Raw genomic sequence first — 20,156 nt, forward strand, 5'->3', positions numbered from 1 at the left:
CGGGCTCGGAGCGCGGCGGCGGGGGCGGGTGGCGCGCGGCGGTCCGGGAACCAGGTATGCTGCTATCTGGCCGTTTTTCACAAACAGCCATGGAGAATTCGCCTAGTGGCCTATGGCGCACGCTTGGAAAGCGTGTTGGGTTAACGCCCTCGGGGGTTCGAATCCCCCATTCTCCGCCAGCTTCATCACGAACGCCCCGCCTCGCGCGGGGCGTTCTGCGTTTCCTGGGTCAACCCAAGTGACGTATTCCCGTGGTGCCAGCGCGGTGCGCTGACGTGAGCGCGGGTCACACGCGTGAACGCGGGTCCCCGGAGGGTCGCGCTCAGGGCTACGACCCGCGCCCACGCCGAACTCGTCGGTTTCGTGCCAGCGCACCGCGCTGGCACCGAGCCCGCACATCTCACGTCAGCGCACCGCGCTGAGCGGGACGATCATTCGAGGGTTGACAGTTAGAACTCGAAGCGTTAGCGTTCTAACCATGGACGACGAGACACCCACCCTCAGCAGCACACTCGAACTGGTCCGCTGGATCGGGTGGGCACAGCGCAAGGCCGGCGAGGACTGGATCCGAGCCCGCGAGCTCAGTCACGAACAGGCCTTCGTCCTCGGCCACCTCGTCCGGCATCCAGGATCGAGCCAACGCGACATCGCCGAGGTGAGCCGGACGAGCGCCGCCAGCGTCTCGAGTCTCCTGCAGGGACTCGAACGTCGAGACCTCGTCGAACGCCGCACGGAGGACGGGAACGCACGCACCAAGCGCGTCTACGCCACCCCGCTCGGCACCGACCTCATCGCCGGGTTCGAGACCGCGATGGCCGAGGCCGACGACATCATCCTCACCCCGTTGGACCAGAGCGAACGCGACACCCTGCACGCTCTGCTCACGAAGCTCACGGCACACCTGCCGCAGCCGACCCGCTGATCACCGCTCGGGGCACCCGAGCACCCTGACCACGCGCCGAGACCACTCGCCGCGTCGCTCACCGACCGCCGAACACCATGGCGACCGCGAACGCCACGACGGCGCTGTCCGTCGCGCCCGAACGCCCGCTGAGCCCGTCCGCTCAGCCCGCGCCGGACGATCACCCCCATCACCGAACCCTCGCCGCGCCGGCGCTCATCGTCGCGCCCGGAACCTGCCCGAAACGGAGCCTGCCATGCACCCCGAACACCACACCGATCCCGCAACCGGAACACCCGTCCCGAGCAGCACCGCACCGTCGACGGCCACCGCACCATCGACCGACGCCGCACCCTCCACCGCAGCCGACACCGTCGGGAGCAACCGCTGGTACCTCGCGACCGCCCCGATCATCCGGGCACTCATCCATCTGTGCGTCCCGATGGCGGCGGCCCTGGTCGTCAGCGCCGTCTACAACCTCATCAACGCGGGCGTCGTCGGCTCGCTGCACGACACCACCCTGCTCGCCGCGATCACCCTCGGAGCCCCGATCCTCGGACTGATCATGGCCATCGGCGACCTGTTCGGCGTCGGCGGCGGCGCGCTCATCTCCAGACTCCTCGGCGCCTCCGAACACGACCCGGCACAGGCCGGGGACATCAAACGGGCCGCCTCCTTCTCCGTCTGGGGCGCGTTCCTGACGGGCGCCGTGCTGGGCGGGATCGGCCTCGTCTTCCTCGGCCCACTCGTGTCACTGCTCGGCGCGGACGCGGTCACCGCCCCGGCGACCTCGGCGTTCATCGGAGTCATGCTCGCGTTCGTCCCCGTCATGGCGACCGCGTTCTGTCTGGAACAGCTCGTCCGGGCCGAAGGCGCCGCCCGTCAAGTGATGATCGCCCTCATCGCGTCGGCCGTGGCGAACCTCGTCCTCGATCTCGTCTTCATCCTCGGGTTCGGCTGGGGCGTCGCCGGTGCGGCACTTGCGATGGGACTCGCGAACCTCGGTGTCCTCGTCTACTTCGTGGCGTGGTTGCAGCGCAACAGCGAGCACGTCAGCCTGGCTCCGCGCTGGTTCACGCTGTCGCCGACGATCCTCAAGCCGGTCCTCGGGGTCGGCGTCAGCACGCTCCTGCAGTCGGGGTTCCTCATCGTCACCGCACTCGTGTTGAACACGCTGGCCGCGGCCTACGGAGACGCCCCACTCGCCGCCATGGGTGTCGCGGTCCGGATCGCCCAGGTGCCCGAGTTCCTGGTCATGGGCGTCACCTTCGGCGTGCTCCCCCTCCTCGCCTACGCGTTCGGCAAGGGCGACGGCGCGCGACTCCGGTCGGCGCTCCGTGCCTCGGCATTCACGGTCGGAGGGATCTCGGTCCTCTTCGCTGGCGTCGTCTTCGTCCTGCGTGAGCCGATCGTCTCCGCGTTCATCGCCGACCCAGCCGTCCTCGGTCTCGGCGTCACGATCCTCGTCGCCCAGCTCACCGCGATGATCGCCAACGGGTTCACCGGGCTCATCACCTCGCTCTTCCAAGCGACCGGGCGAGCACTCGCCGCGGCGGTCATGGCCGTCACCCAGGGCGTGCTGTTCGTCCCGATCGTCCTTCTCGGCAACCTGTGGTTCGGACTCGGTGGCATCGTCTGGTCGCTCACCGTGACGGAGGTCATCGTCTTCCTGGTCGGCGTCCTGCTCTGGCTCGGCTCGCGAGGTGCCATCAGCCGTGGCCTCGCAGCCGGTTCCCCGGAGCGAGCCGACGCCCAACTCGCCGACGCCTGACGGACTGCCAGCGCGGTGCGCTGACGTGAGCGCGGGTCACACGCGTGAGCGCGGGTCTCCGGAGGGCCGCGCCCACGTCGCTGGCCCGCGCTCACGCCGATTGCAGCGATCTCACGTCGGCGCACCGCGCCGGCGCCCACACCACCGCGCTCGGGTCGGCGCACCGCGCTGGCGACACCCCACCGGGCGCGCGGACCGGCCCGAGAGTCTCACCCCGCCGAGGCGTCCAGGGGCATCCGCATCACCGCGTTCTCGATGAGCACCCCGCGACGCTCGACACGCTGCTCGCGGACCACGACGAAGCCGTGGCGCTCGAACACCGGCTGCGCCGTCCGACTCGCCTGCACGGTCACCTCGTGGAGCCCCACCACCCGGGCTTCGTCGAGCACCTGACGGATGAGCGCGGACCCGACGCCGCGTCGCCCGGCGCCCGGATCGACGAACAGCATGTCGAGGTAGCCGGTCTCAAGGTCCAGGTCGGTGAATCCGACCACCGAGTCGTCGAGCTCTGCCACCCACGTCTTCACCGCGGCACGCCGGGCGGCCCAGTCGTCCAGCACGGCGCCCGGTGGGTCGTCGGGCACCCAGGCGGCGAGCTGCTCGGCCGTGTAGTGAGCGGCTGCGGTCACCCGCACCGCGCGTTCGAAGATCGACCTGGTCGCCCGCGCATCGGTGTCGCGGTAGCGGCGGATCCGGGCGTCGTCGAGCACGCGCGTCAGCCTAGCCGGAGCGCCGGGACGCTGCGGGCAAGCGACCTCAGTCCTCGAGGGCCGGAATCTCCGAGAGGTCGGTGTACACGGGGATCCCGCGCTCACGGGCGATCGCGACGTCGGTGTCGGCACCGGACGACTCCCCCGGCAACCGGAGCACGGCGTCGCAGTGCTGGAGCAGCCGCCTCGCCGTCTCGTACATCACGTCGCCGTCGCCCGACGCGGTGTCCATCCCGCGCAGGATCGGCAGCGCGACCCACTCCCCGATCATCGGGACGTGACCGAGCGCGTAGATGGGCGCCGCAGCGGCTTCGAGTCGTTCCAGGTTGCGGGCGATGGCGTCGGGATCACCACCGGTCCCGGAACGGTAGGGGCCGGCGATGAGGATGAGGAGTGGCGTTGTCATGTCCAGCACTGTAGCGTTAACCGTGCACGAACGTGCAACATCACGAAGGAGCACGCATGTTGAGCGCCCAACGACGGTCACACCTGCTCGACCTCCTCGACCGCGACGGCCGGATCGTCGCGAAGGACGCCGCTGCGGCGCTCGGACTCTCGGAGGACTCGATCCGCCGAGACCTCCGCGAACTCGCCGAAGCCGGCCTCTGCGTCCGCGTCTACGGCGGCGCGCTCCCCGTCCCAGCGGCCGACCGCCCGTTCCGGGATCGCCTGTCCCTCGGGACGGCGAGCAAGGAGCGCGTCGCCCGCATCGCCGCCGAGCGGATCCGACCCGGCAGCACCGTCATCATCGACGCCGGCACCACCGCGCTCGCGCTCGCGCGACTCCTCCCGGACGACCCGACCCTCACCGTCATCACCCCGAGCCCGGCGGTCGCACTCGCCGTGGCGGAGCACTCGCCGGCACGCGTCATCATGATCGGCGGCGAACTCGGACGTCACTCGATGGTCGCGGGCGGCGCCCTCGCCGCAGAAGCCATCCGTCACCTGAGTGCCGACGCCTGCTTCCTCGGCGTCACGGGCTTCCATCCCGAACACGGCCTCACCACCGGCGACCTCGATGACGCCGCGACGAAACGCGCCCTCGCCGAGCGCAGCACCGACGTCTACGTGCTCGCGAGCGAGGAGAAGGTCGGGGCCGTCTCCCGGTACCCGGTGCTCGATGTCGGCGAGGTCACCGAGGTCATCGTCGACCCGCAGTCGGACAGACCTGATCCGTCGACGCGGGCCGGGGGTTCAGACGCGCTGGACCGTCAGGACCTCGGGTAGGTCTCGGCGAGGAACGCGGCGTAGCCACCCGGGGTCCGACCACGTCGCCGGCCCGAGGTCTCGACGGGCGCATCCAGCGTCGGCACGACCCGGAGACCCGCCGCCCGCGCTCGCTCGACGAGGTCGACGTCCTCATGCTCGGCCAACTCACGGAAGCCGCCGAGTTCGTCGAGTCGATCGGCCCGGACACCCAGATTGGCCCCGTGCACGTTGCCCGGCAGATGTCCGGGCGGGTGGGTCTCCATCCAGCGCTCGATGTCGCGCTCGGAGAAGTCCGTGAAGTCGGGACGGACGGTCCCCAGGAGGACGTCGACACCGTCGTCGAAGGCATCGGCGTGCACGGAGAACCAGTCCTCCGGAACGCGCGAGTCGGCGTCGGTGTTGGCGATCCACCGTTCGGAGACGTCGACAGCGCCTGATCGCACAGCGGCCGCGACACCCGCCCGCCGGGCCGCCCCGACACTGCGCTCGTCGATGACGACGGTGACCGCCTCCTCGGGATCGAAGCCCGCCAACCGCTCACGGACGATCCGCGCCGTGTCGTCGCGGCAGTCGTCGAGCACCACGACGATCCCCACCTGCAGCTCGGGACGGAGACGCAGCACGGCGGCACGCGCGACGAGCAGCGCGTCGAGGCATGCCCCGATCAGTTCCTCCTCGTCGTGCGCGGGCACGACGGCATCGATCCGTCGCAGCATCAGCCCGTCAGACCGTCCACCGCGGCGACGCTCGCCTCGTCGGCGGGCACGAGGACGTCGAGCAGGAAGTCGTCCTCGACGTGCTGGATCGACCGACGTCCGGGCCAGCGCTCGAGCAAGCGGCGATGGACGAACTCGGCGGAGGTCGTGGCGTGGTCGTCGGGGTGCCGCCAGTGACACGCGACGATGCTCCCGCCAGGCGTCAGCGAGCCGAGGAGGTGGTCGATGACCCGGTCGAGGTCGGTCGCCGACAGATAGTAGCCGACCTCCGACATCACCACGAGGTCGAAGGTGCCACTCGGCCAGTCGTCCGGGAGCGTGCCCCGTTCGAACCGGGCGGCGGGCACCCGTCGGCGGGCGATCTCGAGGGGTGCTTCGGCGATGTCGACACCGAGCACGTCGTCGCTGCGGTCCGCGAGCCGCTCCGTGAGCACGCCCGTCGCGCAGCCGAGTTCGAGGACCGAGCCGTAGCGCTGGCGCGGCAGGGCGGCGAGGAGGACCCGACGTTTGCGCTCCTCGTACCAGGAGCCGAAGTCCCAGCCGTCGGGGTGGTCGCGGTAGTGGTCCTCGAACGACTCCTTCGACCGCGAGGTCGTATCGGCCGACACGGCGTCCGTGGCGGTGTCGGTTTCGGTGTCAGAGTCCGCCGCCGCACCTGCCTCCGTGTCGGATCCCGGCGCGAGGTCCAGCGCACGCCCGTTCGGGAACAGCACCTCGAACCGCCGTGCGTAATGCTGCAGGTGGTGATGGTCGACGATCGCCTCGTCGCCCGGTGCGTCCGAGAGCGGCTCCGTCTGCGAGGGGTAGGCGTCCATCGCGGCGATCTTCGCCCCGTGCGCCGCCGCGTCGAGCGGGACGATCCGCGCCTCGGCCCAGGGCAGGGTCGCGTCGTCGGTGTCGGCCCAGTGCCAGAGCCAGATGGGGAACTCCACGAGCGCGAGGTCGAGCTCGGTCGCGAGGGCCGTGGCGAGTTCGCCCGCGATCCGATGGTCGCGGTGACCGTCGCCGCGCCAGGGGGCGACGATGAGCGGTCGCGATCCGGCGGTGGCGACGGCTGCTCGCAGTCGCTCCGCGATGCCCGCGCGTTCGGCGTCGAGGCCGCCGTCCGGGATGTGCAGGACGTCGTACCCGACCGTCGGGTGCAGACGACCGACCGCGTCGACGAACTCCGCTTCCCGGCGCGGGGCGAGTTCCTCGGGGGTGGTGGTCGGCGAGTCAGGGTGCGATCCCTCGCCGAGGGTCACGAGGAGGACCTCGACCGGGATCCCGGCTGCTGCGGCTGCCGCGATCAACCCGCCGGCTCCGAGCGACTCGTCGTCGGGGTGCGGCGACAGGACGACGACGCCCGTGGCGTGTCGCCAGCCGTCCCAGGCGGGCAGGTCGAGATCGTGCAAGCGGGTCGCCCAGGCGGCTGCCGACGTGCCGGGGTCGCGGTGGTCGAACGCGGGCATCAGTCGGCCTCCACCAGCATGCGGCCGTAGCGCGCGAGGTCGCGGTCGCCGTGGTCCTGCTGGACGTAGAGCTCGAGGTCGGACATCCGGGCGAGGTAGGCGGGTTCGGAGGTGAGCGGGCCGGGGCCGAGTGCTCCGAGCACCCCGGCGCGGATGGCGTCGACCCGACCGCGGACCGTCGACCGCACACGCTGGGCGAGGCGCGGTCCGGCCGCGTCGTCGGCGTGACCGTGCTCGATGGCCTGAGCCGCGTCGGCGATCGCCTGCTCGGCGATCGAGAGGTCGATGGCCGCGGCGCCGAGCGTGCGGAGGAGGAGGTCGGCGTCGGGTCGGGTGCGTGCCGCGGCGAGCAGGCGGTCGACGAGCGTGACCGCGCCGCCCCACCAGCAGGCGGCGACGCCGATCCCGCCCCAGGAGAAGCCGGGGCGTCGCAGGTACCACCCGTCGTCGCCGACCGGAGAGGCGGGGACCCCGTCGAAGCCGACCGGGCCACTCGGGACGAGCGGCAGTCCGCGGGCAAGCCATGCAGTGTCGTCGGTCGTGACCCCGGGGTCGGTGAGTGCGACGGCGAACAACCGCCGCTCCCCCGGCGCGGTGTGGGCGGTGACGAGGGCGTCGCTCAGGTGGGAGGCGAGGGAGCACCACGGCTTGGTGCCCGACAGCTGCCAGGCGTCGTCGACCAGCGTCGCGTTGAGCCGCAGCCCGGGTGCTTCGGCCGCGAACACACCCCAGGTGGAGACGGCCGGCGGTTCGAGGTCGGCCTGATGCAGGATGGCCAGTGCATCGAGGTGCGGTTCGACGACGCGTGCGAGCGTGACGTCGACCGCGGCGATCGCGCCGAGTCCTGCGAAGACGCGCCCGGCGGTGTGCTGTTGGAGTGGACCGACGAGTCGGGTGGCCGTCGAGGTGAAGGCCAGGCGCGACTCGATGCTCGCCAACGATCCTGTCGCCGCGTCGTGCAGAGCGTCGAGGTCGAGGGCGGTGACGCTGGTGGGCCAGGCGGTCGACTGCAGACGGATCATGCGATCCGTGTCTGGTGTCGGGGTTCCATCGGTGCGCGCATGCGACCTCCTCGCGTCGTGGAGGTCCCAGTCTCGCACCGCCACGCGCCGCCGCCCGCCCCTGGACCGCAACCATCGACCCTGGTAGTGCGCCAGCGCGGTGCGCTGACGCGGGCGCGGGTCATCGACGTGGGTGCGGGTCTCCGGAGGGGCGCGCTCGGTCGCCCGACCCGCGCTCACGCCGGTTCCCTCGGGTTCGCGTCAGCGCACCGCGCTGGCACCGGCTTCCGGCACCTCAGCCCAGCGCACCGCGCCGGCACCCCGCTCGGGCGAGGGACCGGGCAGCGGCTCAGTCGCGGAAGAGGGCGCTGTACGCGTTGATCGCCGGCTGCCCACCGAGGTGCGCGTAGAGGACGTTGCTGGACGCCGGGATGTCACCGCTCGTCACGAGGTCGATGAGCCCCGCCATCGACTTGCCTTCGTACACCGGGTCGATGATGACGCCCTCGAGCCGACCGGTCAGGCGGATCGCCTCCATCGTCGACTCGACCGGGATCCCGTAGAGGTCACCGGCCCACCCCTCCAACACCGTGATCTCGTCGTCGCGGAGCTCGCGTTCGAGGCCGATGAGCTCCGCCGTGTTGCGGGCGATACGTGCGACCTGGTCGCGGGTCTCCTGGATCTTCGCCGACGCGTCGATGCCGATCACCCGGCGCGGTCGGTCCTGCCCGGCGAACCCGGCGATCATGCCGGCATGCGTGGACCCGGTGACACTGCAGACGACGATCGTGTCGAAGAACACCCCGAGTTCACGCTCCTGCTGCTCAACCTCCGCGGCCCAGTTCGCGAAGCCGAGACCACCGAGCCGGTGGTCCGACGCCCCGGCCGGGATCGCGTACGGGGTGCCGCCGCGTTCGCGCACGTCGTCGAGGGCGCGCTCCCAGCTCGACTTGAAGCCGATGCCGAAGCCCGCGGGATCGAGACGGACCTCGGCCCCCATGATCCGCGACAGCATGATGTTGCCGACCCGGTCGTTCACGGAGTCGGGCCAGTCCACCCAGTTCTCCTGCACGAGCACGGCCTGCATCCCGAGCTTCGCCGCGACCGCCGCGACCTGACGCGTGTGGTTGGACTGGTAGCCGCCGATCGACACGAGCGTGTCGGCACCCTGCGCGATCGCGTCGGGGATGAGGTACTCCAGCTTGCGGGTCTTGTTGCCGCCGTAGGCGAGACCGCTGTTGACGTCCTCGCGCTTGGCCCAGATCGTCGCGCCACCGAGGTGGGCGGTGAGGCGGTTGAGTTCATGGACGGGACTCGGTCCGAAGGTGAGCGGGTAGCGGGGGAAGTCGCTGAGGGACATGTGGTGGCTCCTGGGTCTCGGTGGTGCGGCTGCGTGGTGGCGATCGGTGGGGCGGGCCCCTCGACGAGCTCGGGGACCGGGTCGGGTGGCTGGCGCTGCTCAGTCGTCCTCGAGGTGGGCGAGGACGAGGTCGGCGAGGGTCGTCCAGTTGCCCCGGACGAGCGCGGCCGCCGCATCGACGTCCCTCTCCGCACAGCGCTCGATGACGGCGTCGTGCTGCGCGATCGACCCGCGCGCGGCGACCGAGGAGAACCGCAACCGTTCGATCCGGCGCAGCAGCGGGGTGACCGCCTCGAGCGCATCACGGATGAACGGGTTCCCGGCGACGTCCACGGCCACGGCATGGAAGGCGTCGTCCGCTGCGAGCGCCGCGTCGGCGTCGTCGCGTTGGAGCGCGGCTGCGAAGTCGCGGTTCGCCGCGCGCATGCGATCGAGGTCGGCCGCACTCAGGTGCGGTACCGCCTCGCGGACGGCGAGTTCGTGCATGGCGGCGGCGACCGCCTGTGCCTGCAACGTCGCCCGGCTGTCGAGCGGGGCGACGACGGTCGACCGTCCGGGTTTCGCGATGACGAGCCCACTTCGGGCGAGGCGCAGGACGGCCTCACGGATCGGCGTTCGGCTGACGCCGAGCCAGCGTTCGAGTTCGGTGTCGACGAGCTTTTCACCCGGGTTGAAGGTCCCGTCGACGATCGCGTTGCGGAGCGACTGGTAGACATCGTCACGGAGGAGCGCTCGGCGATGCGGGTTGGCTTCAGCGGGAGCGGGCATGCAATATATTGCACATCGCAGAACCGAAAAGTCAAGCGCACCGGCGCAGCCGGGCGGACCACGTCGAAGAGTGGGGCATTCGTCCTACTTGTCCCCCAGATGGCGGATTGTCCACCCACTGAAAGCAGGCCACGATGATCTGCGGGGTGAGTGCGTGGTGCAACGGGGTGATGAACCGGTGACGGTCAGACCGCATCCGCGCGTGCTCTGGAGCGCCGTCCTGAGCGCCGCCATCGTCGTCCTCCCCGTGTGGGGCGTCTCGCTCTGGCTCGTCGGCCCGAGCCCGAGTGTCGAACGCACGTGGGTCATCACGCTCGGCATCGTCGGCATGGTCGTCCTGCTCGGCGTCGCGGCCCTGTCTCGACGCCAACGCATCGTCGTGTGTCGTGACGGGTTCATCGAGCAGCCCATCGTCGGGCGTCAGCGGTTCGTTCCGCGCGAGGCGATCGGGCGCAGCCTGCTCTTCGAGTTCCGGGGTCGGGGCTTGTCCGCGAGCTCGCAATTCTTCGTCTGCGATTCGGAGAACCGCCCGCTCCTGCGCATGCGGAGCAACCGGTGGAGCACGGACAGCATCGCGGCCGTCGTCGCCGCCTACGACGGCCCGGTGGAGCGACCTCGCCAGCCGGTCTCACTCGACGACCTCCGCGAAGACCACCCCGACCTGCTCACCCCGCTCGAGCGGCTGCGCTGGGCACGCGCCGAGCTGCTCTAGCTGCACTGATCTCGCTGAGACGTCCTGCCCCGGCTACCGCGACGGAGCGCGAGAGCGTCGTCGCACCACGCTGCATCCGGCTCGGGTGGGATGCAGCTCGAGTCAGAGCGTCTTCGCGTACCAGTGGGCCCCGGGATCGCCGTCGACCCGGGTGAAGCCCGTCCGCTGGTAGAACTGCTGCGCCCCGGTGTTCGAGACGCCGACGCCGAGGTGCACACCCGGGACGCCGCGCTCCGCGAGGAGCTCGCAGAACGCGTCGATGAGCCGTCTGCCGAGGCCCATCCCCTGCGTCTCCGGCAGCAGGTCGATGTGCAGGTGCGCCGGATACTGCGCGAGGAGCTCCGGGGCCAGCCCGCCGCGATCGGTCGCGGATCGGACGATGCCGCGTTCGCTCTCGGAGGCGACACCCGAGGCCGCGGCAGCCGCGTACTTCGCCTCGACGGTCGGCCACCAGCGCTCGACGAACCAACGGTCGAAGGCGGTCGTGTCCGCGGTGCCCAGGATGTAGCCGATCGGGCCGGCACCGGCGTCCACGAGGAGCGCCAACTCGGGCCCGTGCTCGACGTAGGGCAAGGCGTAGATGTCGGGGAGGAGGTCGTCCGTGCTGAACTGCCCGGTCGCGTCCGCGCCCGAGTCGCCCGTCCGGGTGCAGATCATCGCCACGGCGGCGCGGTCGGACGGTCGGTACGCGCGGATGTCGGTCACCGCGCCAGCCTAACCGGCGGGGCACCCCGACGGACCGGTTCGCCGTCGGTCGGTCGCCTGCTCCCCCTCCCGGTCCTTGAGTTCCCACCCTCCCGGTCCCTGAGCTCCAGCCTCCCCGGTCCCTGAGCCTGTCGAAGGGCGGTGTTCGCCCATGCACCGGCCCGCCACCGCGACCGGTCCCTGAGCTCCCACCCTCCCGGTCCTTGAGCCTGTCGAAGGGCGGTGTCCACCCGTGTGCCCTTCGACAAGCTCAGGGACCGATCGAGGTGCGGCCCAGGGATCGAGGTGCGGCCCAAAATCCGACCGAGGGGGCGATCAAGGTGCGGCCCAAGGATCGAGGGGCGACCCAGGGGCCGATCGAGGGGCGACCCAGGGTCCGACCGAGGGGGCGATCAAGGCGCGACCCAGGGACCGCCCGAGGCACGACCCACGCCCCGGTCCCACCGGGTTGCCTAGGCTGAGTCCCGTGACATGGCGACCAGGAGGCATCGACGCGGCCGTCGAGCAGTGGCGGCTCGTGCCCGATGGCGAGCTCATCGTGACGCCGTCGAGCCGACTGCTCCCCGTGACGCACGAGGGGCGACCGGCGATGCTCAAGGTGCCACTCGTCGAGGAGGAGGCGCTCGGCGGGCGGCTGCTCGCGGCGTGGGCCGGTGCCGGGTGTGCGGCGGTGTTCGCGAGCGATGACCACGCGATCGTCCTGGAACGCGCGACGGGCGGCCGTGGTCTCTCCTCGCTGACCCGCGCCGGTGACGACCTCGGAGCCGTCGCGATCCTGTGCTCGGTGCTCGACACCCTGCACGCGGCGATCCCGGCACCGGTGCCGATCGGCGCCGACGGTGTCATCGCCGAACTCCCCACGCTCCGCCGGTGGTTCCGCGAGCTGCTCGCCGACGATGCCTCCGCCCTGGGCGCCCTCCTCGGCGATCCGGCGAGCGCCGCCTTCCTCGAGCGTGGGCGGGAGCTCGCCGGTCGACTGCTCGACACCACGACGCCTACCGACGTCGTCGTGCTCCACGGGGACCTCCATCACATGAACGTGCTCGAGTTCGCAGCCGGCGATTGGCGGGCGATCGACCCCAAGGGCATCGTCGGCCACCGCGCCTTCGACGCCACCGCGCTGTTCAGCAACCCCGATCCAGCGACGGCGCGGAACCCGCGGCTGTTCGCCGAGCGGGTGGGGCTGGTGAGTCGATCACTGGGCCTGTCGCGAACCATTCTCCTCGAGTGGGTGGTCGCGCGCTCCGCGCTGTCCGCCGTGTGGTCGCTGCAGGACGGGCTGCTCGACGACGCCCGGGCCACCATCGAGCTCGGACGCCTCGCCGAAGACGGCCTGCGGTAGGTCCGCGCCCTTCGACAAGCTCAGGGACCGGGAGACCGCTCAGGGAACGGGGGAACCTTCTGGGACCGGGACTCCACTCCGGGAACGGGGACCCGCCCAGGGGAACGGGACACCGCTCGGGGTAACGGACACCGCTCGGGTAACGCAGCAGCTCAGCGGCGGCGACGCGTGCCGAAGATGCCCTCGACGACGCCGGTGAGGATCGACCGCGTCGCCTTCGACCCGAGGATCTCTTCGAGCGGACTCTTCGACGACGTCGACGACGACCGCGTCGACGTCCGGCGGGTCGTGCCGGCGGTCTTCCGGAGCAACCGTTCGTACTCGGCGTCGGCCTTCTTCTGCGCCGCGGCCTGCGCCTTGTCGGCGGCGGCCTGCTGCTTCGCGAGTTCCGCCGCGATGCGCTGCCGCTCGAGTTCGGCCTCGGCGGCGAGCGCGGCCTGGTTCGCCTCCTCGAGCTTCGCCGTCAGGATCTCCCTCGCCGACTCACGGTCGACCGGCGTCCCGTACCGCGCGAGCAAGGGTGAGGCAGCGATCGCCGCGTCGATCGCGGTGTCGGAACTGGGCGACATGAGTCCCTGCGGCGCCCGCAGTCTCGTCCACGCGACCGGCGACGGCGCACCCTTCTCGTTCATCACGGTGACGACCGCCTCACCGGTGCCGAGGGAGGTGAGGACCTCGCCGAGCTCGTAACCGGAGGTCGGGTAGGTCGACACGGTCGCTTTGAGTGCTTTCGCGTCGTCCGGGGTGAAGGCGCGGAGGGCGTGCTGCACGCGCGAACCAAGCTGCGCGAGCACCTCCCCCGGGACGTCCTTCGGTGTCTGTGTGACGAAGAAGATGCCGACGCCCTTCGACCGGATGAGCCGGACCGTCTGCGTGATCTGCGCGAGGAAGTCCTTCGACGCGTCGCGGAACAGCAGGTGCGCCTCGTCGAAGAAGAACACGAGCTTCGGCTTCTCGGGGTCACCCACCTCGGGGAGGGTGTTGAAGAGGTCGGCGAGCAACCACATGAGGAACGTCGAGTAGAGGGCCGGCTGGTTCTGGACGCCCGGCACCTCGAGGAGGCTGACGATGCCCTTCCCGCTCGGGTCGAGGCGGATGAAGTCGGCGGTGTCGATCTCGGGTTCACCGAAGAAGACGTCGGCGCCCTGGTCGGCGAAGGTGATGAGCTCTCGCAGGATCACCCCGACGGTGGCGCCCGACAGCCCGCCGAGCTCCTGCAGCTCGCCCTTGCCGTCGTCGCTCGCGAGGTAGGTGAGGACCGCGCGCAGGTCGCTCAGGTCGAGGAGCGGCAGGCCCGCCTTGTCGGCGTAGTGGAAGACGAGACCGAGGCTGGACTCCTGCGTGGCGTTGAGGCCGAGGACCTTGCTCAGCAGCAGCGGGCCGAAGGCGGCGATGGTGGCGCGGATCGGGACGCCCTTGCCGACGCCGCCGAGCGCGAAGTACTCCGTCGGAGTGGCGGCGGGCGTCCAGTCCTGGCCGATGCCGCGGGTGCGGTCGAGGAGCTTCTCGTTCGACTCCCCCGGGGTCGCGATGCCCGAGAGGTCACCCTTGATGTCTGCGGCGAACACGGGGACGCCGGCGGCCGAGAGCTGCTCGACGAGGCCTTGGAGCGTGCGGGTCTTCCCGGTTCCGGTGGCGCCGGCGACGAGGCCGTGCCGATTCATGACGCTGAGCGGGATGCGGACCTGCACCCCGGGCAGCGGTTCCCCGTTGACCAGGGCCCCCATCTCGAGCGCCGGGCCGTGCACGAGGTAGCCGTCGCGGATCTTCAGCACGTCGTCGAGGCCGAGCGGGCCCGGGCCGATGGTGTCGGCGCTGAGGTCGTCGGTGCCGGTGGCGGTGCTGCTGGGTTCGGCACCGACCGCGTCGTCGGTTGAAACGTCCGCCGGGGTGTCGGATGGGGCCTCGGCGGTCGGCGCGTCACTCGCGGAACCGGGGCCCGCCGGCTCGACCGGTGACGCCGACGCCGTTACCCCGCCCGACGCGGTGATCCCGGCCCCGGCGAGCGCCGCTGCCGCCTCGGCCGCCTTCACCTTCGCTGCGGCGAGCGCCGCCTGCGCCTGGGCGGCTTCGAGCTCGGCCTGCGCGTGGGCGGCGGCAGCCTGGAGTGCGGCGATCTGCGGGTCGGATGCTGCATCACTGGGCGTCATGTGCCGAGCCTAGCGACGCGTTCCCCACGGGTCGAGGGGTCGCGCGAGGGCTGGACGGCTGCTCCGATCACCACTGTTCGCGGGTGCGCTCCTGGTCGACGACGGCACGCAGGTCGGACAGTCGTCGCAGCCCGGCCAGCGGTTGCGCCATGCGGGTGTTGTGCCGGATGCGCGGTTCGACGCGGTCGAGGAAGGCCCAGTATCCGGCGGTGAAGGGGCAGGCGTCCTCGCCCAGCCGCACCTTGGGATTGAAGACGCACCCACCGCAGTAGTCGGACATCTTGTCGATGTACGCGCCACCCGAGGCGTAGGGCTTCGTCGCGACGATGCCGCCGTCCGCGTGCTGCGACATGCCGATGACGTTCGCGGGCATCACCCAGGGGGTGCCGTCGACGAACATGTCGATGAACCAGTCGTTGAGCGCGACAGGGTCGTACCCGTGCTGCAGGGCCCAGTTGCCGAGCACCATGAGCCGTTGGATGTGATGCGCCCAACCGTGGCGACGCATCCCGTCGATCGTCTCGCGGAGACAATTGGACTGGATGGCGGCGGCGTCGAGTTCGCGGAACTGGCGCGGGAGCGGCTCGTGTGCTCCGAGGGCGTTGTGACTCGTCCGGTACGGCTCGCCGAGGTGCCAGTAGAGATGCCAGACGTAGTCGCGCCAGCCGATGATCTGGCGGGTGAAGCCCTCGACGCTCGACAGCGGTGCACGACCGGCGTGGTACTCGGCGACCACGGTGTCGACGGCGTCGCGCGGGTCGAGCAGGCCGAGGTTGAGTGGTGCGCTCAGCAGGGAGTGCGCCATCGTCCAGTCGCCGCCGAGCATGGCGTCCTCGAACGGGCCGAAGTCGCCGAGCCTGGTCTCGATGAAGTCCGCGAGCGCCGCCTCCGCCTCGGCCGCTGTCACCGCGAAGCGCCGCGGCCCGTCGTCGCCGACCAGCTGGACCAGTCCATCGCGCTGCCACCGGTCGAGGTCCTCCCGGACCTCCGCGTCGATGGCGTCCTCCTCGGGCCAGAGCGGCTCGGGCAGACCGAGCCGGGCGGCTCCCTTCGGCGGCGGGTTCCGGTTGTCGTGGTCGTAGTTCCAGCGGCCGCCTTCCGGCTGGTCGCCGCGCATGAGGATCCCGGTCCGCTCCCGCACCGTGCGGTAGAAGTCCTCCAGGAGGAGCCGTTTGCCGTCCCGCGTCGACGCCCAGGCCGCGAAGTCGGGCTCCGAGGTCACGAAGCCGCGGCTCGGGAGCACCCGGAGGCCGCGCTCGCGGACGAAGCGCCGAGCCGTCCACGAGGGTGGATCGATCACCTCGAGGTCGGCGCCGGCCTCGACGACCTCCTCGTAGCGGTCGACCTGGTGGAACTCCGCCCGGTCGCCGAGTTCCGCAGCACGATGTCGGATGGCCGAGAGGAAGAGGTGCGCCTTCGCGCGGTGCATCGGTCGCTTGGTGAACGTGGACTTCGATTCGATGAGCAGGATCGGTCCGCCGTCGTCGAACGCCGGGCCGAGCTGGCCGGTGAGGATCCACCGCCGCCGAGGGGTCGCGTCATCGGGGTGCTCGGCGGCGCGCCGACCGGTGGTGTCCATCGCCTCAGCGTACGTGGGGCGACGGACACCACCGGGGGCTTGCTCAGCCTGCTCCGATGCTGCTGGGTTCGGTTCTGCGGTGCTCTGCTCGACTCACCGCCCTCAGAGCGTTGCGGCGAACGGGTCCCAGTCCTCCGCGACGAGCGGGACCGGCGCGACCCGGCTCGCCACATCGACCGTCTGGCCGGACACCACGGACTCGTCGATCGAGACGAGCGTGTCGAGCACGTGGTAGCCGAGGGCACCCGAGGCGAGCGGCGTGCCGCCGGAACGGATCGCCCGGGCGAGGTCGAGGACCCCGGTCCCGCGGCCGGCGAGGACACCCTCGGTCGGCACGACCTCCCACTCCGGGTCCTGCTGCATCCGCTCGATGGGCGCCGCGCGGGTGATCCGCACCTCGCCCGTGAACATGTTCGGGTCGGGGATCACGAGGGTCCCCTCGGTGCCGGTGATCTCGACGACGCCCATCTTCGCGAGCGGCGACTCGAAGCTGAAGACGCTCTGGCTCACACCGCCGTCCACGAAGCGGGCGATGGCGCTGACGTGCGTCGGCACCTCGACGGCGAACTCCGTGCCGACGCGGTCGCCCTGCTGGATCGTCCGCGTCGCACGTCCACGGGAGCCGGCCGCCGACACCGAGGCGACCGAACCGAACACCTGCACGAGCGTCGTCAGGTAGTACGGCCCCATGTCGAACAGCGGCCCGCCGCCCTTCGCGAACAGGAACTCCGGATTCGGGTGGAAGATGTCCGGCCCGGCGTACTGCATGACGGTCTGGGCGGTGAGCGGCTGACCGATGTCACCGCGGGCGATGGCACGACGCGCGGACTGGACGCCCGGGCCGAGGACGGTGTCCGGCGCGATGCCGACGAGGAGTCCTGCGGCGTCGGCCTGTTCGAGGAGCGCGAGCCCGCTCGCACGGTCGACGCTGATCGGCTTCTCCGTCCATACGTGCTTCCCGGCGGCGAGCACCTGCGACGCGACCTGCGCGTGGACGGCGGGGATCGTGAGGTTCACGACGAGCTCGACGTCCGGGTGTGCGAGGACGTCGTCGGCGGTCCCCCACTCGCCGACGCCCCACTTCTCGGCCTGAGCCTTCGCGCGGTCGACGTCGAGGTCGCCGAGGATCACGACGCGGACGTCGGGGAACGCGGTGAGGTGCTCGAGGTAGGTGTCGCTGATCATGCCGGTGCCGATGAACCCGACGCCGACCGGGCCGCTGCCCTGCGGTGCGCGCGCCGTCGTGCCCTGCGCTGCCGCGGGCATCAGCGGACCACCGCTTCGGTCGAGACGAGCTGCTCGGCGACGAGCGCGTCGACGCTCGCCTGGACACCGTCGAAGATGTCGCCGGCGCCGTAGTGGTCGAACTCGATGATGGCGAACCGTGCCGAGGGCGCTGCGGCGAGCGACTCGCGCAGCGGGACCTCACCCTGCCCGAACGGTCGCTGGTCGAGACTCGTCGGCACGAAGGGTGCGGCGCCCGGTGCGAACGGGTCGGCGGGCAGCAGGCCGTCCTTGACGTGGAGCGCCTGGACGCGGTCGCCGAGGCGGCCGAGCAGCGCGGGGACGTCCTGACCGGCGGTCGCCGCCCAGAACAGGTCGACCTCGAGGGCGACGTCGTCACGCAGCTGGTCGGCGAAGACCTCGAATGCGCTGCGTCCGCCGAACGATGCGACGAACTCCTGGGAGTGGTTGTGGTACCCGACGCGGAGACCGTGGTCGGCTGCGCGCTCCGCTGCGGCGTTCAAGCGGGCGGCCGTGTCGGCGACGGCAGCTTGGTCGAGCCAGCGGTCGGGGCTCACGAAGGAGTCGATGACGATCTCGAGGCCGAGTGTGGTGGCGGCGGCGAAGACGTCCTCCTGCGAGGCGACCGGCATGACCTGGTCGCCGAAGCGGATCTCGTCGGAGAGGAGCGTGGCGTGCCCGGTGCGGGCGGCGAGCCCGTGGCGGTCGAACGCCTCGCGGAGCGCGGGCGCACGGGAGACGAAGTCGAAGGCCTCGACCTCGCGCAGGCCCATGCCGGCGAGCCGGGCGAGGGCGTCGTCGAGTCCCTGGTCGAGGTGCTCCTTGATGCTGTAGAGCTGCACGGAGAGCGCTGGTGCGGTCATGGTGTTGCCGTCCGTTCTGACGCCGTCCTTGGCGTCGCTGGGTGATGGAGTGGAGTCGGTGATCGGGGTGCGGGAGGCGTGACCGGGGTCACCCACGGGTCGCGATGGATCCGGTGATCGTCCCGTCGGCGTTCCGGGTCATGCGGTGTCGGACCGGCAGGATCGTCAGGGCGCCGAGCACGGCGATCACCCCGGCGCCCCAGAACAGGGCCGTGTAGTTGTTGCCCACCGCGCCGAGTCCGAGGAGGAACGCGCCCACCGCGCCGGCGAGCGACTGCGGCAGGGCGTTCGCGATGTTGAGGACACCGAGGTCCTTCGCCGCGTCGTCGGGGTTCGGCAGGACGTCCACGACGAGGGCGGTGTCGACTGCGACGTACACGCCGTACGCCGCTCCCATGATCGCCTCGACGACGTAGAACATCGGCACGGTCGTGGTGTGGGCGAGCAGGACGAGTCCCACCGCGAAGACCACCGTCGACCCGATGACGAACACCTTGCGGTTGAGCATCCGGTCCGACAGCCATCCGCCGAGCTTCGCGGTGATGACGAGCGCGATCGTGTAGATCAGCACACCCATGGTCAGGGTGTCGACGGCGCCCTGCTGCGAGAGCCCGACCTCCTCCTGCAGGAAGAACAGGCGGAACGCGACGAAGAGGAACGAGGCGAGCGTCAGCAGGAACCGTGAGAGCCAGACCCAGCCGAAGTCCGGGTGCTTGAGCGGGTTCACCCAGAAGGTGAAGAGCAGGCCCCTCCATCCGCCGACGTCCGGACGGGTGGTGATCGCGCGGTCGGGCAGGACGAAGCAGTAGAGCCACACGGTGATGAGCGCGAAGACGGCGGGTGCGACGAAGAGCAGCAGCATGTCGGTGACGAACCAGCTGGCCACGAAGGCCGCCGCGAGGATGCCGACGTTCTGCATCACGCCGACGTTCGCGGAGACGCTTCCCCGCTGTTCCGGCGGGACCTGGTCGGCGATCGTCGCGAGGAGCGGGCCGAGGATGGCGTTGCCGGTCAGTTGGGCGAGGCACCACCCGGCGATGAGGACCGGGACGTTCGGCGCGAGGGCGACGATGGTGAGCGAGGCGACGAAGCCGATGGCACCGAGGAACATCCACGGGCGGCGACGACCGAAGCGCGAGAGCGTGATGTCGGACAAGCGGCCGATCACCGGGTTCGCGACGAGGGCGAACAGGGCCGCGATGGAGAGGACGTTGCCGTTGACGACCGCCGCCTGGTCACCCGGGACGAGCTGCTGCGTCTTGAGGGCCAAGCTCACGGTGACCGGGGCGAGCAGGGCGACGAACAGACCGAACTGGGCGAGCGCCATGGTGGTGACGACCCGTTTCGACGCCCGTTCCGTGGGCCCTGACGGGCCGGTGACGAGGCTGACGTAGGGGCCGCTCGAGGCACGTTGGCCGGTGGGTTTGGGGCGGCGGGGTGGGTTGGACATCCGAGTTCCTCTCAACGCTGAGCTGCGGACCGGCTCTGGCCCGCGGGTGGTGCTGTCCTGGCAGGTTCGGGAAACCGATCACTGCACGGCTTTGAGTATATGCGCGAAACCCGAGTGGTCAATAGGTTTTCACGAAACCTGTCGATGTGGGCTGCTGCCAGCGCGGTGCGCTGACGCGAGCGCGGCCCAGCCGCGTGAGCGCGGGTCTCCGGAGGGTCGCGCT

Annotated in this window: 18 protein-coding genes and 1 tRNA gene; 6 read left to right on the forward strand and 13 right to left on the reverse strand. The window is 70.9% G+C overall.

Features of this window, described 5'->3' with window-relative positions; genetic code table 11:
• Positions 1 to 91 precede the first annotated feature (91 nt).
• The 3 genes from FGL15_RS04200 to FGL15_RS04210 all read left to right on the forward strand — a co-directional run bounded on the left by FGL15_RS04200 (position 92) and on the right by FGL15_RS04210 (position 2,672).
• A tRNA-Ser gene (locus tag FGL15_RS04200) sits at positions 92 to 179 on the forward strand.
• 299 nt (positions 180 to 478) lie between these two features.
• Entirely contained in the window at positions 479 to 922 is a 444-nt protein-coding gene (locus FGL15_RS04205) for a MarR family winged helix-turn-helix transcriptional regulator (RefSeq protein ID WP_138945078.1), read from the forward strand.
• Between the two features lie 235 nt (positions 923 to 1,157).
• On the forward strand, positions 1,158 to 2,672 hold the full coding sequence (locus tag FGL15_RS04210; RefSeq protein WP_138945079.1) for an MATE family efflux transporter: 1,515 nt from the start codon (positions 1,158 to 1,160) through the stop codon (positions 2,670 to 2,672).
• A 209-nt stretch (positions 2,673 to 2,881) separates the two neighbouring features.
• On the opposite strand, the gene FGL15_RS04215 is transcribed toward FGL15_RS04210, so the two are convergent.
• A complete protein-coding gene (locus FGL15_RS04215) occupies positions 2,882 to 3,382 on the reverse strand; it encodes a GNAT family N-acetyltransferase (protein ID WP_168223310.1) in 501 nt (166 codons plus the stop codon).
• A gap of 46 nt (positions 3,383 to 3,428) precedes the next feature.
• Positions 3,429 to 3,788 (reverse strand): DUF4406 domain-containing protein, encoded by a 360-nt coding sequence (locus tag FGL15_RS04220; protein ID WP_138945081.1) that lies wholly within the window; start codon positions 3,786 to 3,788, stop codon positions 3,429 to 3,431.
• 56 nt (positions 3,789 to 3,844) lie between these two features.
• Between FGL15_RS04220 and FGL15_RS04225 the strand changes: the two genes are divergently transcribed.
• On the forward strand, positions 3,845 to 4,609 hold the full coding sequence (locus tag FGL15_RS04225; RefSeq protein WP_138945082.1) for a DeoR/GlpR family DNA-binding transcription regulator: 765 nt from the start codon (positions 3,845 to 3,847) through the stop codon (positions 4,607 to 4,609).
• Here the strand turns inward: FGL15_RS04225 and FGL15_RS04230 are convergent.
• From FGL15_RS04230 to FGL15_RS04250, 5 genes are all read right to left on the reverse strand, one after another.
• Positions 4,594 to 5,307, reverse strand: coding sequence for a glycosyltransferase family 2 protein (locus FGL15_RS04230; RefSeq protein ID WP_138945083.1), 714 nt, complete (start codon positions 5,305 to 5,307; stop codon positions 4,594 to 4,596). The two genes, FGL15_RS04225 and FGL15_RS04230, sit on opposite strands and share 16 nt — an antisense overlap.
• Positions 5,307 to 6,758 carry a bifunctional PIG-L family deacetylase/class I SAM-dependent methyltransferase gene (locus tag FGL15_RS04235; RefSeq protein ID WP_138945084.1) on the reverse strand — a complete coding sequence of 484 codons (1,452 nt, stop codon included), beginning with the start codon at positions 6,756 to 6,758 and terminating at the stop codon, positions 5,307 to 5,309. The genes FGL15_RS04230 and FGL15_RS04235 overlap by 1 nt, the downstream gene beginning before the upstream one ends.
• Positions 6,758 to 7,780 carry an acyl-CoA/acyl-ACP dehydrogenase gene (locus FGL15_RS04240; RefSeq protein WP_138945085.1) on the reverse strand — a complete coding sequence of 341 codons (1,023 nt, stop codon included), beginning with the start codon at positions 7,778 to 7,780 and terminating at the stop codon, positions 6,758 to 6,760. Before FGL15_RS04240 ends, FGL15_RS04235 begins: the two co-directional genes overlap by 1 nt.
• A gap of 328 nt (positions 7,781 to 8,108) precedes the next feature.
• On the reverse strand, positions 8,109 to 9,119 hold the full coding sequence (locus FGL15_RS04245; RefSeq protein WP_138945086.1) for a 1-aminocyclopropane-1-carboxylate deaminase: 1,011 nt from the start codon (positions 9,117 to 9,119) through the stop codon (positions 8,109 to 8,111).
• A gap of 99 nt (positions 9,120 to 9,218) precedes the next feature.
• The gene (locus tag FGL15_RS04250) at positions 9,219 to 9,887 is read right to left on the reverse strand and encodes a GntR family transcriptional regulator (RefSeq protein ID WP_138945087.1); all 669 of its coding nucleotides are present in this window, start codon (positions 9,885 to 9,887) and stop codon (positions 9,219 to 9,221) included.
• A 178-nt stretch (positions 9,888 to 10,065) separates the two neighbouring features.
• Between FGL15_RS04250 and FGL15_RS04255 the strand changes: the two genes are divergently transcribed.
• On the forward strand, positions 10,066 to 10,599 hold the full coding sequence (locus tag FGL15_RS04255) for a hypothetical protein (RefSeq protein ID WP_138945088.1): 534 nt from the start codon (positions 10,066 to 10,068) through the stop codon (positions 10,597 to 10,599).
• A 102-nt stretch (positions 10,600 to 10,701) separates the two neighbouring features.
• On the opposite strand, the gene FGL15_RS04260 is transcribed toward FGL15_RS04255, so the two are convergent.
• A complete protein-coding gene (locus tag FGL15_RS04260) occupies positions 10,702 to 11,304 on the reverse strand; it encodes an N-acetyltransferase (protein WP_138945089.1) in 603 nt (200 codons plus the stop codon).
• Between the two features lie 466 nt (positions 11,305 to 11,770).
• On the opposite strand from FGL15_RS04260, the gene FGL15_RS04265 reads away from it, so the two are divergent.
• On the forward strand, positions 11,771 to 12,646 hold the full coding sequence (locus tag FGL15_RS04265; RefSeq protein WP_138945090.1) for an aminoglycoside phosphotransferase family protein: 876 nt from the start codon (positions 11,771 to 11,773) through the stop codon (positions 12,644 to 12,646).
• A gap of 152 nt (positions 12,647 to 12,798) precedes the next feature.
• On the opposite strand, the gene FGL15_RS04270 is transcribed toward FGL15_RS04265, so the two are convergent.
• The 5 genes from FGL15_RS04270 to FGL15_RS04290 form a co-directional block, all read right to left on the reverse strand.
• Positions 12,799 to 14,796: a helicase HerA-like domain-containing protein gene (locus tag FGL15_RS04270; RefSeq protein WP_138945091.1), complete on the reverse strand. Its 1,998-nt coding sequence runs from the start codon at positions 14,794 to 14,796 to the stop codon at positions 12,799 to 12,801.
• 67 nt (positions 14,797 to 14,863) lie between these two features.
• A complete protein-coding gene (locus FGL15_RS04275) occupies positions 14,864 to 16,375 on the reverse strand; it encodes a cryptochrome/photolyase family protein (RefSeq protein ID WP_138945092.1) in 1,512 nt (503 codons plus the stop codon).
• Positions 16,376 to 16,477: 102 nt separating this feature from the next.
• Complete coding sequence (locus FGL15_RS04280) at positions 16,478 to 17,641, reverse strand: Gfo/Idh/MocA family protein (protein WP_138945093.1); 1,164 nt, start codon at positions 17,639 to 17,641, stop codon at positions 16,478 to 16,480.
• The gene (locus tag FGL15_RS04285; protein WP_240773774.1) at positions 17,641 to 18,579 is read right to left on the reverse strand and encodes a sugar phosphate isomerase/epimerase; all 939 of its coding nucleotides are present in this window, start codon (positions 18,577 to 18,579) and stop codon (positions 17,641 to 17,643) included. Before FGL15_RS04285 ends, FGL15_RS04280 begins: the two co-directional genes overlap by 1 nt.
• Positions 18,572 to 19,933, reverse strand: a complete 1,362-nt coding sequence (locus tag FGL15_RS04290; protein ID WP_138945095.1) for an MFS transporter — start codon at positions 19,931 to 19,933, stop codon at positions 18,572 to 18,574. The genes FGL15_RS04285 and FGL15_RS04290 overlap by 8 nt, the downstream gene beginning before the upstream one ends.
• Positions 19,934 to 20,156: the final 223 nt, after the last annotated feature.

The sequence above is a fragment of the Plantibacter sp. M259 genome (genome assembly GCF_006065115.1).
GTDB lineage: Bacteria > Actinomycetota > Actinomycetes > Actinomycetales > Microbacteriaceae > Plantibacter > Plantibacter auratus.

Excerpts from the sequence above, each read along its gene's own strand:
- FGL15_RS04205 (WP_138945078.1), top strand. The coding sequence starts at position 479 with ATGGACGACGAGACACCCACCCTCAGCAGCACACTCGAACTGGTCCGC.
- FGL15_RS04210 (WP_138945079.1), top strand. The coding sequence starts at position 1,158 with ATGCACCCCGAACACCACACCGATCCCGCAACCGGAACACCCGTCCCG.
- FGL15_RS04220 (WP_138945081.1), bottom strand. The coding sequence starts at position 3,788 with ATGACAACGCCACTCCTCATCCTCATCGCCGGCCCCTACCGTTCCGGG.
- FGL15_RS04225 (WP_138945082.1), top strand. The coding sequence starts at position 3,845 with ATGTTGAGCGCCCAACGACGGTCACACCTGCTCGACCTCCTCGACCGC.
- FGL15_RS04230 (WP_138945083.1), bottom strand. The coding sequence starts at position 5,307 with ATGCTGCGACGGATCGATGCCGTCGTGCCCGCGCACGACGAGGAGGAA.
- FGL15_RS04235 (WP_138945084.1), bottom strand. The coding sequence starts at position 6,758 with ATGCCCGCGTTCGACCACCGCGACCCCGGCACGTCGGCAGCCGCCTGG.
- FGL15_RS04240 (WP_138945085.1), bottom strand. The coding sequence starts at position 7,780 with ATGATCCGTCTGCAGTCGACCGCCTGGCCCACCAGCGTCACCGCCCTC.
- FGL15_RS04245 (WP_138945086.1), bottom strand. The coding sequence starts at position 9,119 with ATGTCCCTCAGCGACTTCCCCCGCTACCCGCTCACCTTCGGACCGAGT.
- FGL15_RS04250 (WP_138945087.1), bottom strand. The coding sequence starts at position 9,887 with ATGCCCGCTCCCGCTGAAGCCAACCCGCATCGCCGAGCGCTCCTCCGT.
- FGL15_RS04270 (WP_138945091.1), bottom strand. The coding sequence starts at position 14,796 with ATGACGCCCAGTGATGCAGCATCCGACCCGCAGATCGCCGCACTCCAG.
- FGL15_RS04275 (WP_138945092.1), bottom strand. The coding sequence starts at position 16,375 with ATGGACACCACCGGTCGGCGCGCCGCCGAGCACCCCGATGACGCGACC.
- FGL15_RS04280 (WP_138945093.1), bottom strand. The coding sequence starts at position 17,641 with ATGCCCGCGGCAGCGCAGGGCACGACGGCGCGCGCACCGCAGGGCAGC.
- FGL15_RS04290 (WP_138945095.1), bottom strand. The coding sequence starts at position 19,933 with ATGTCCAACCCACCCCGCCGCCCCAAACCCACCGGCCAACGTGCCTCG.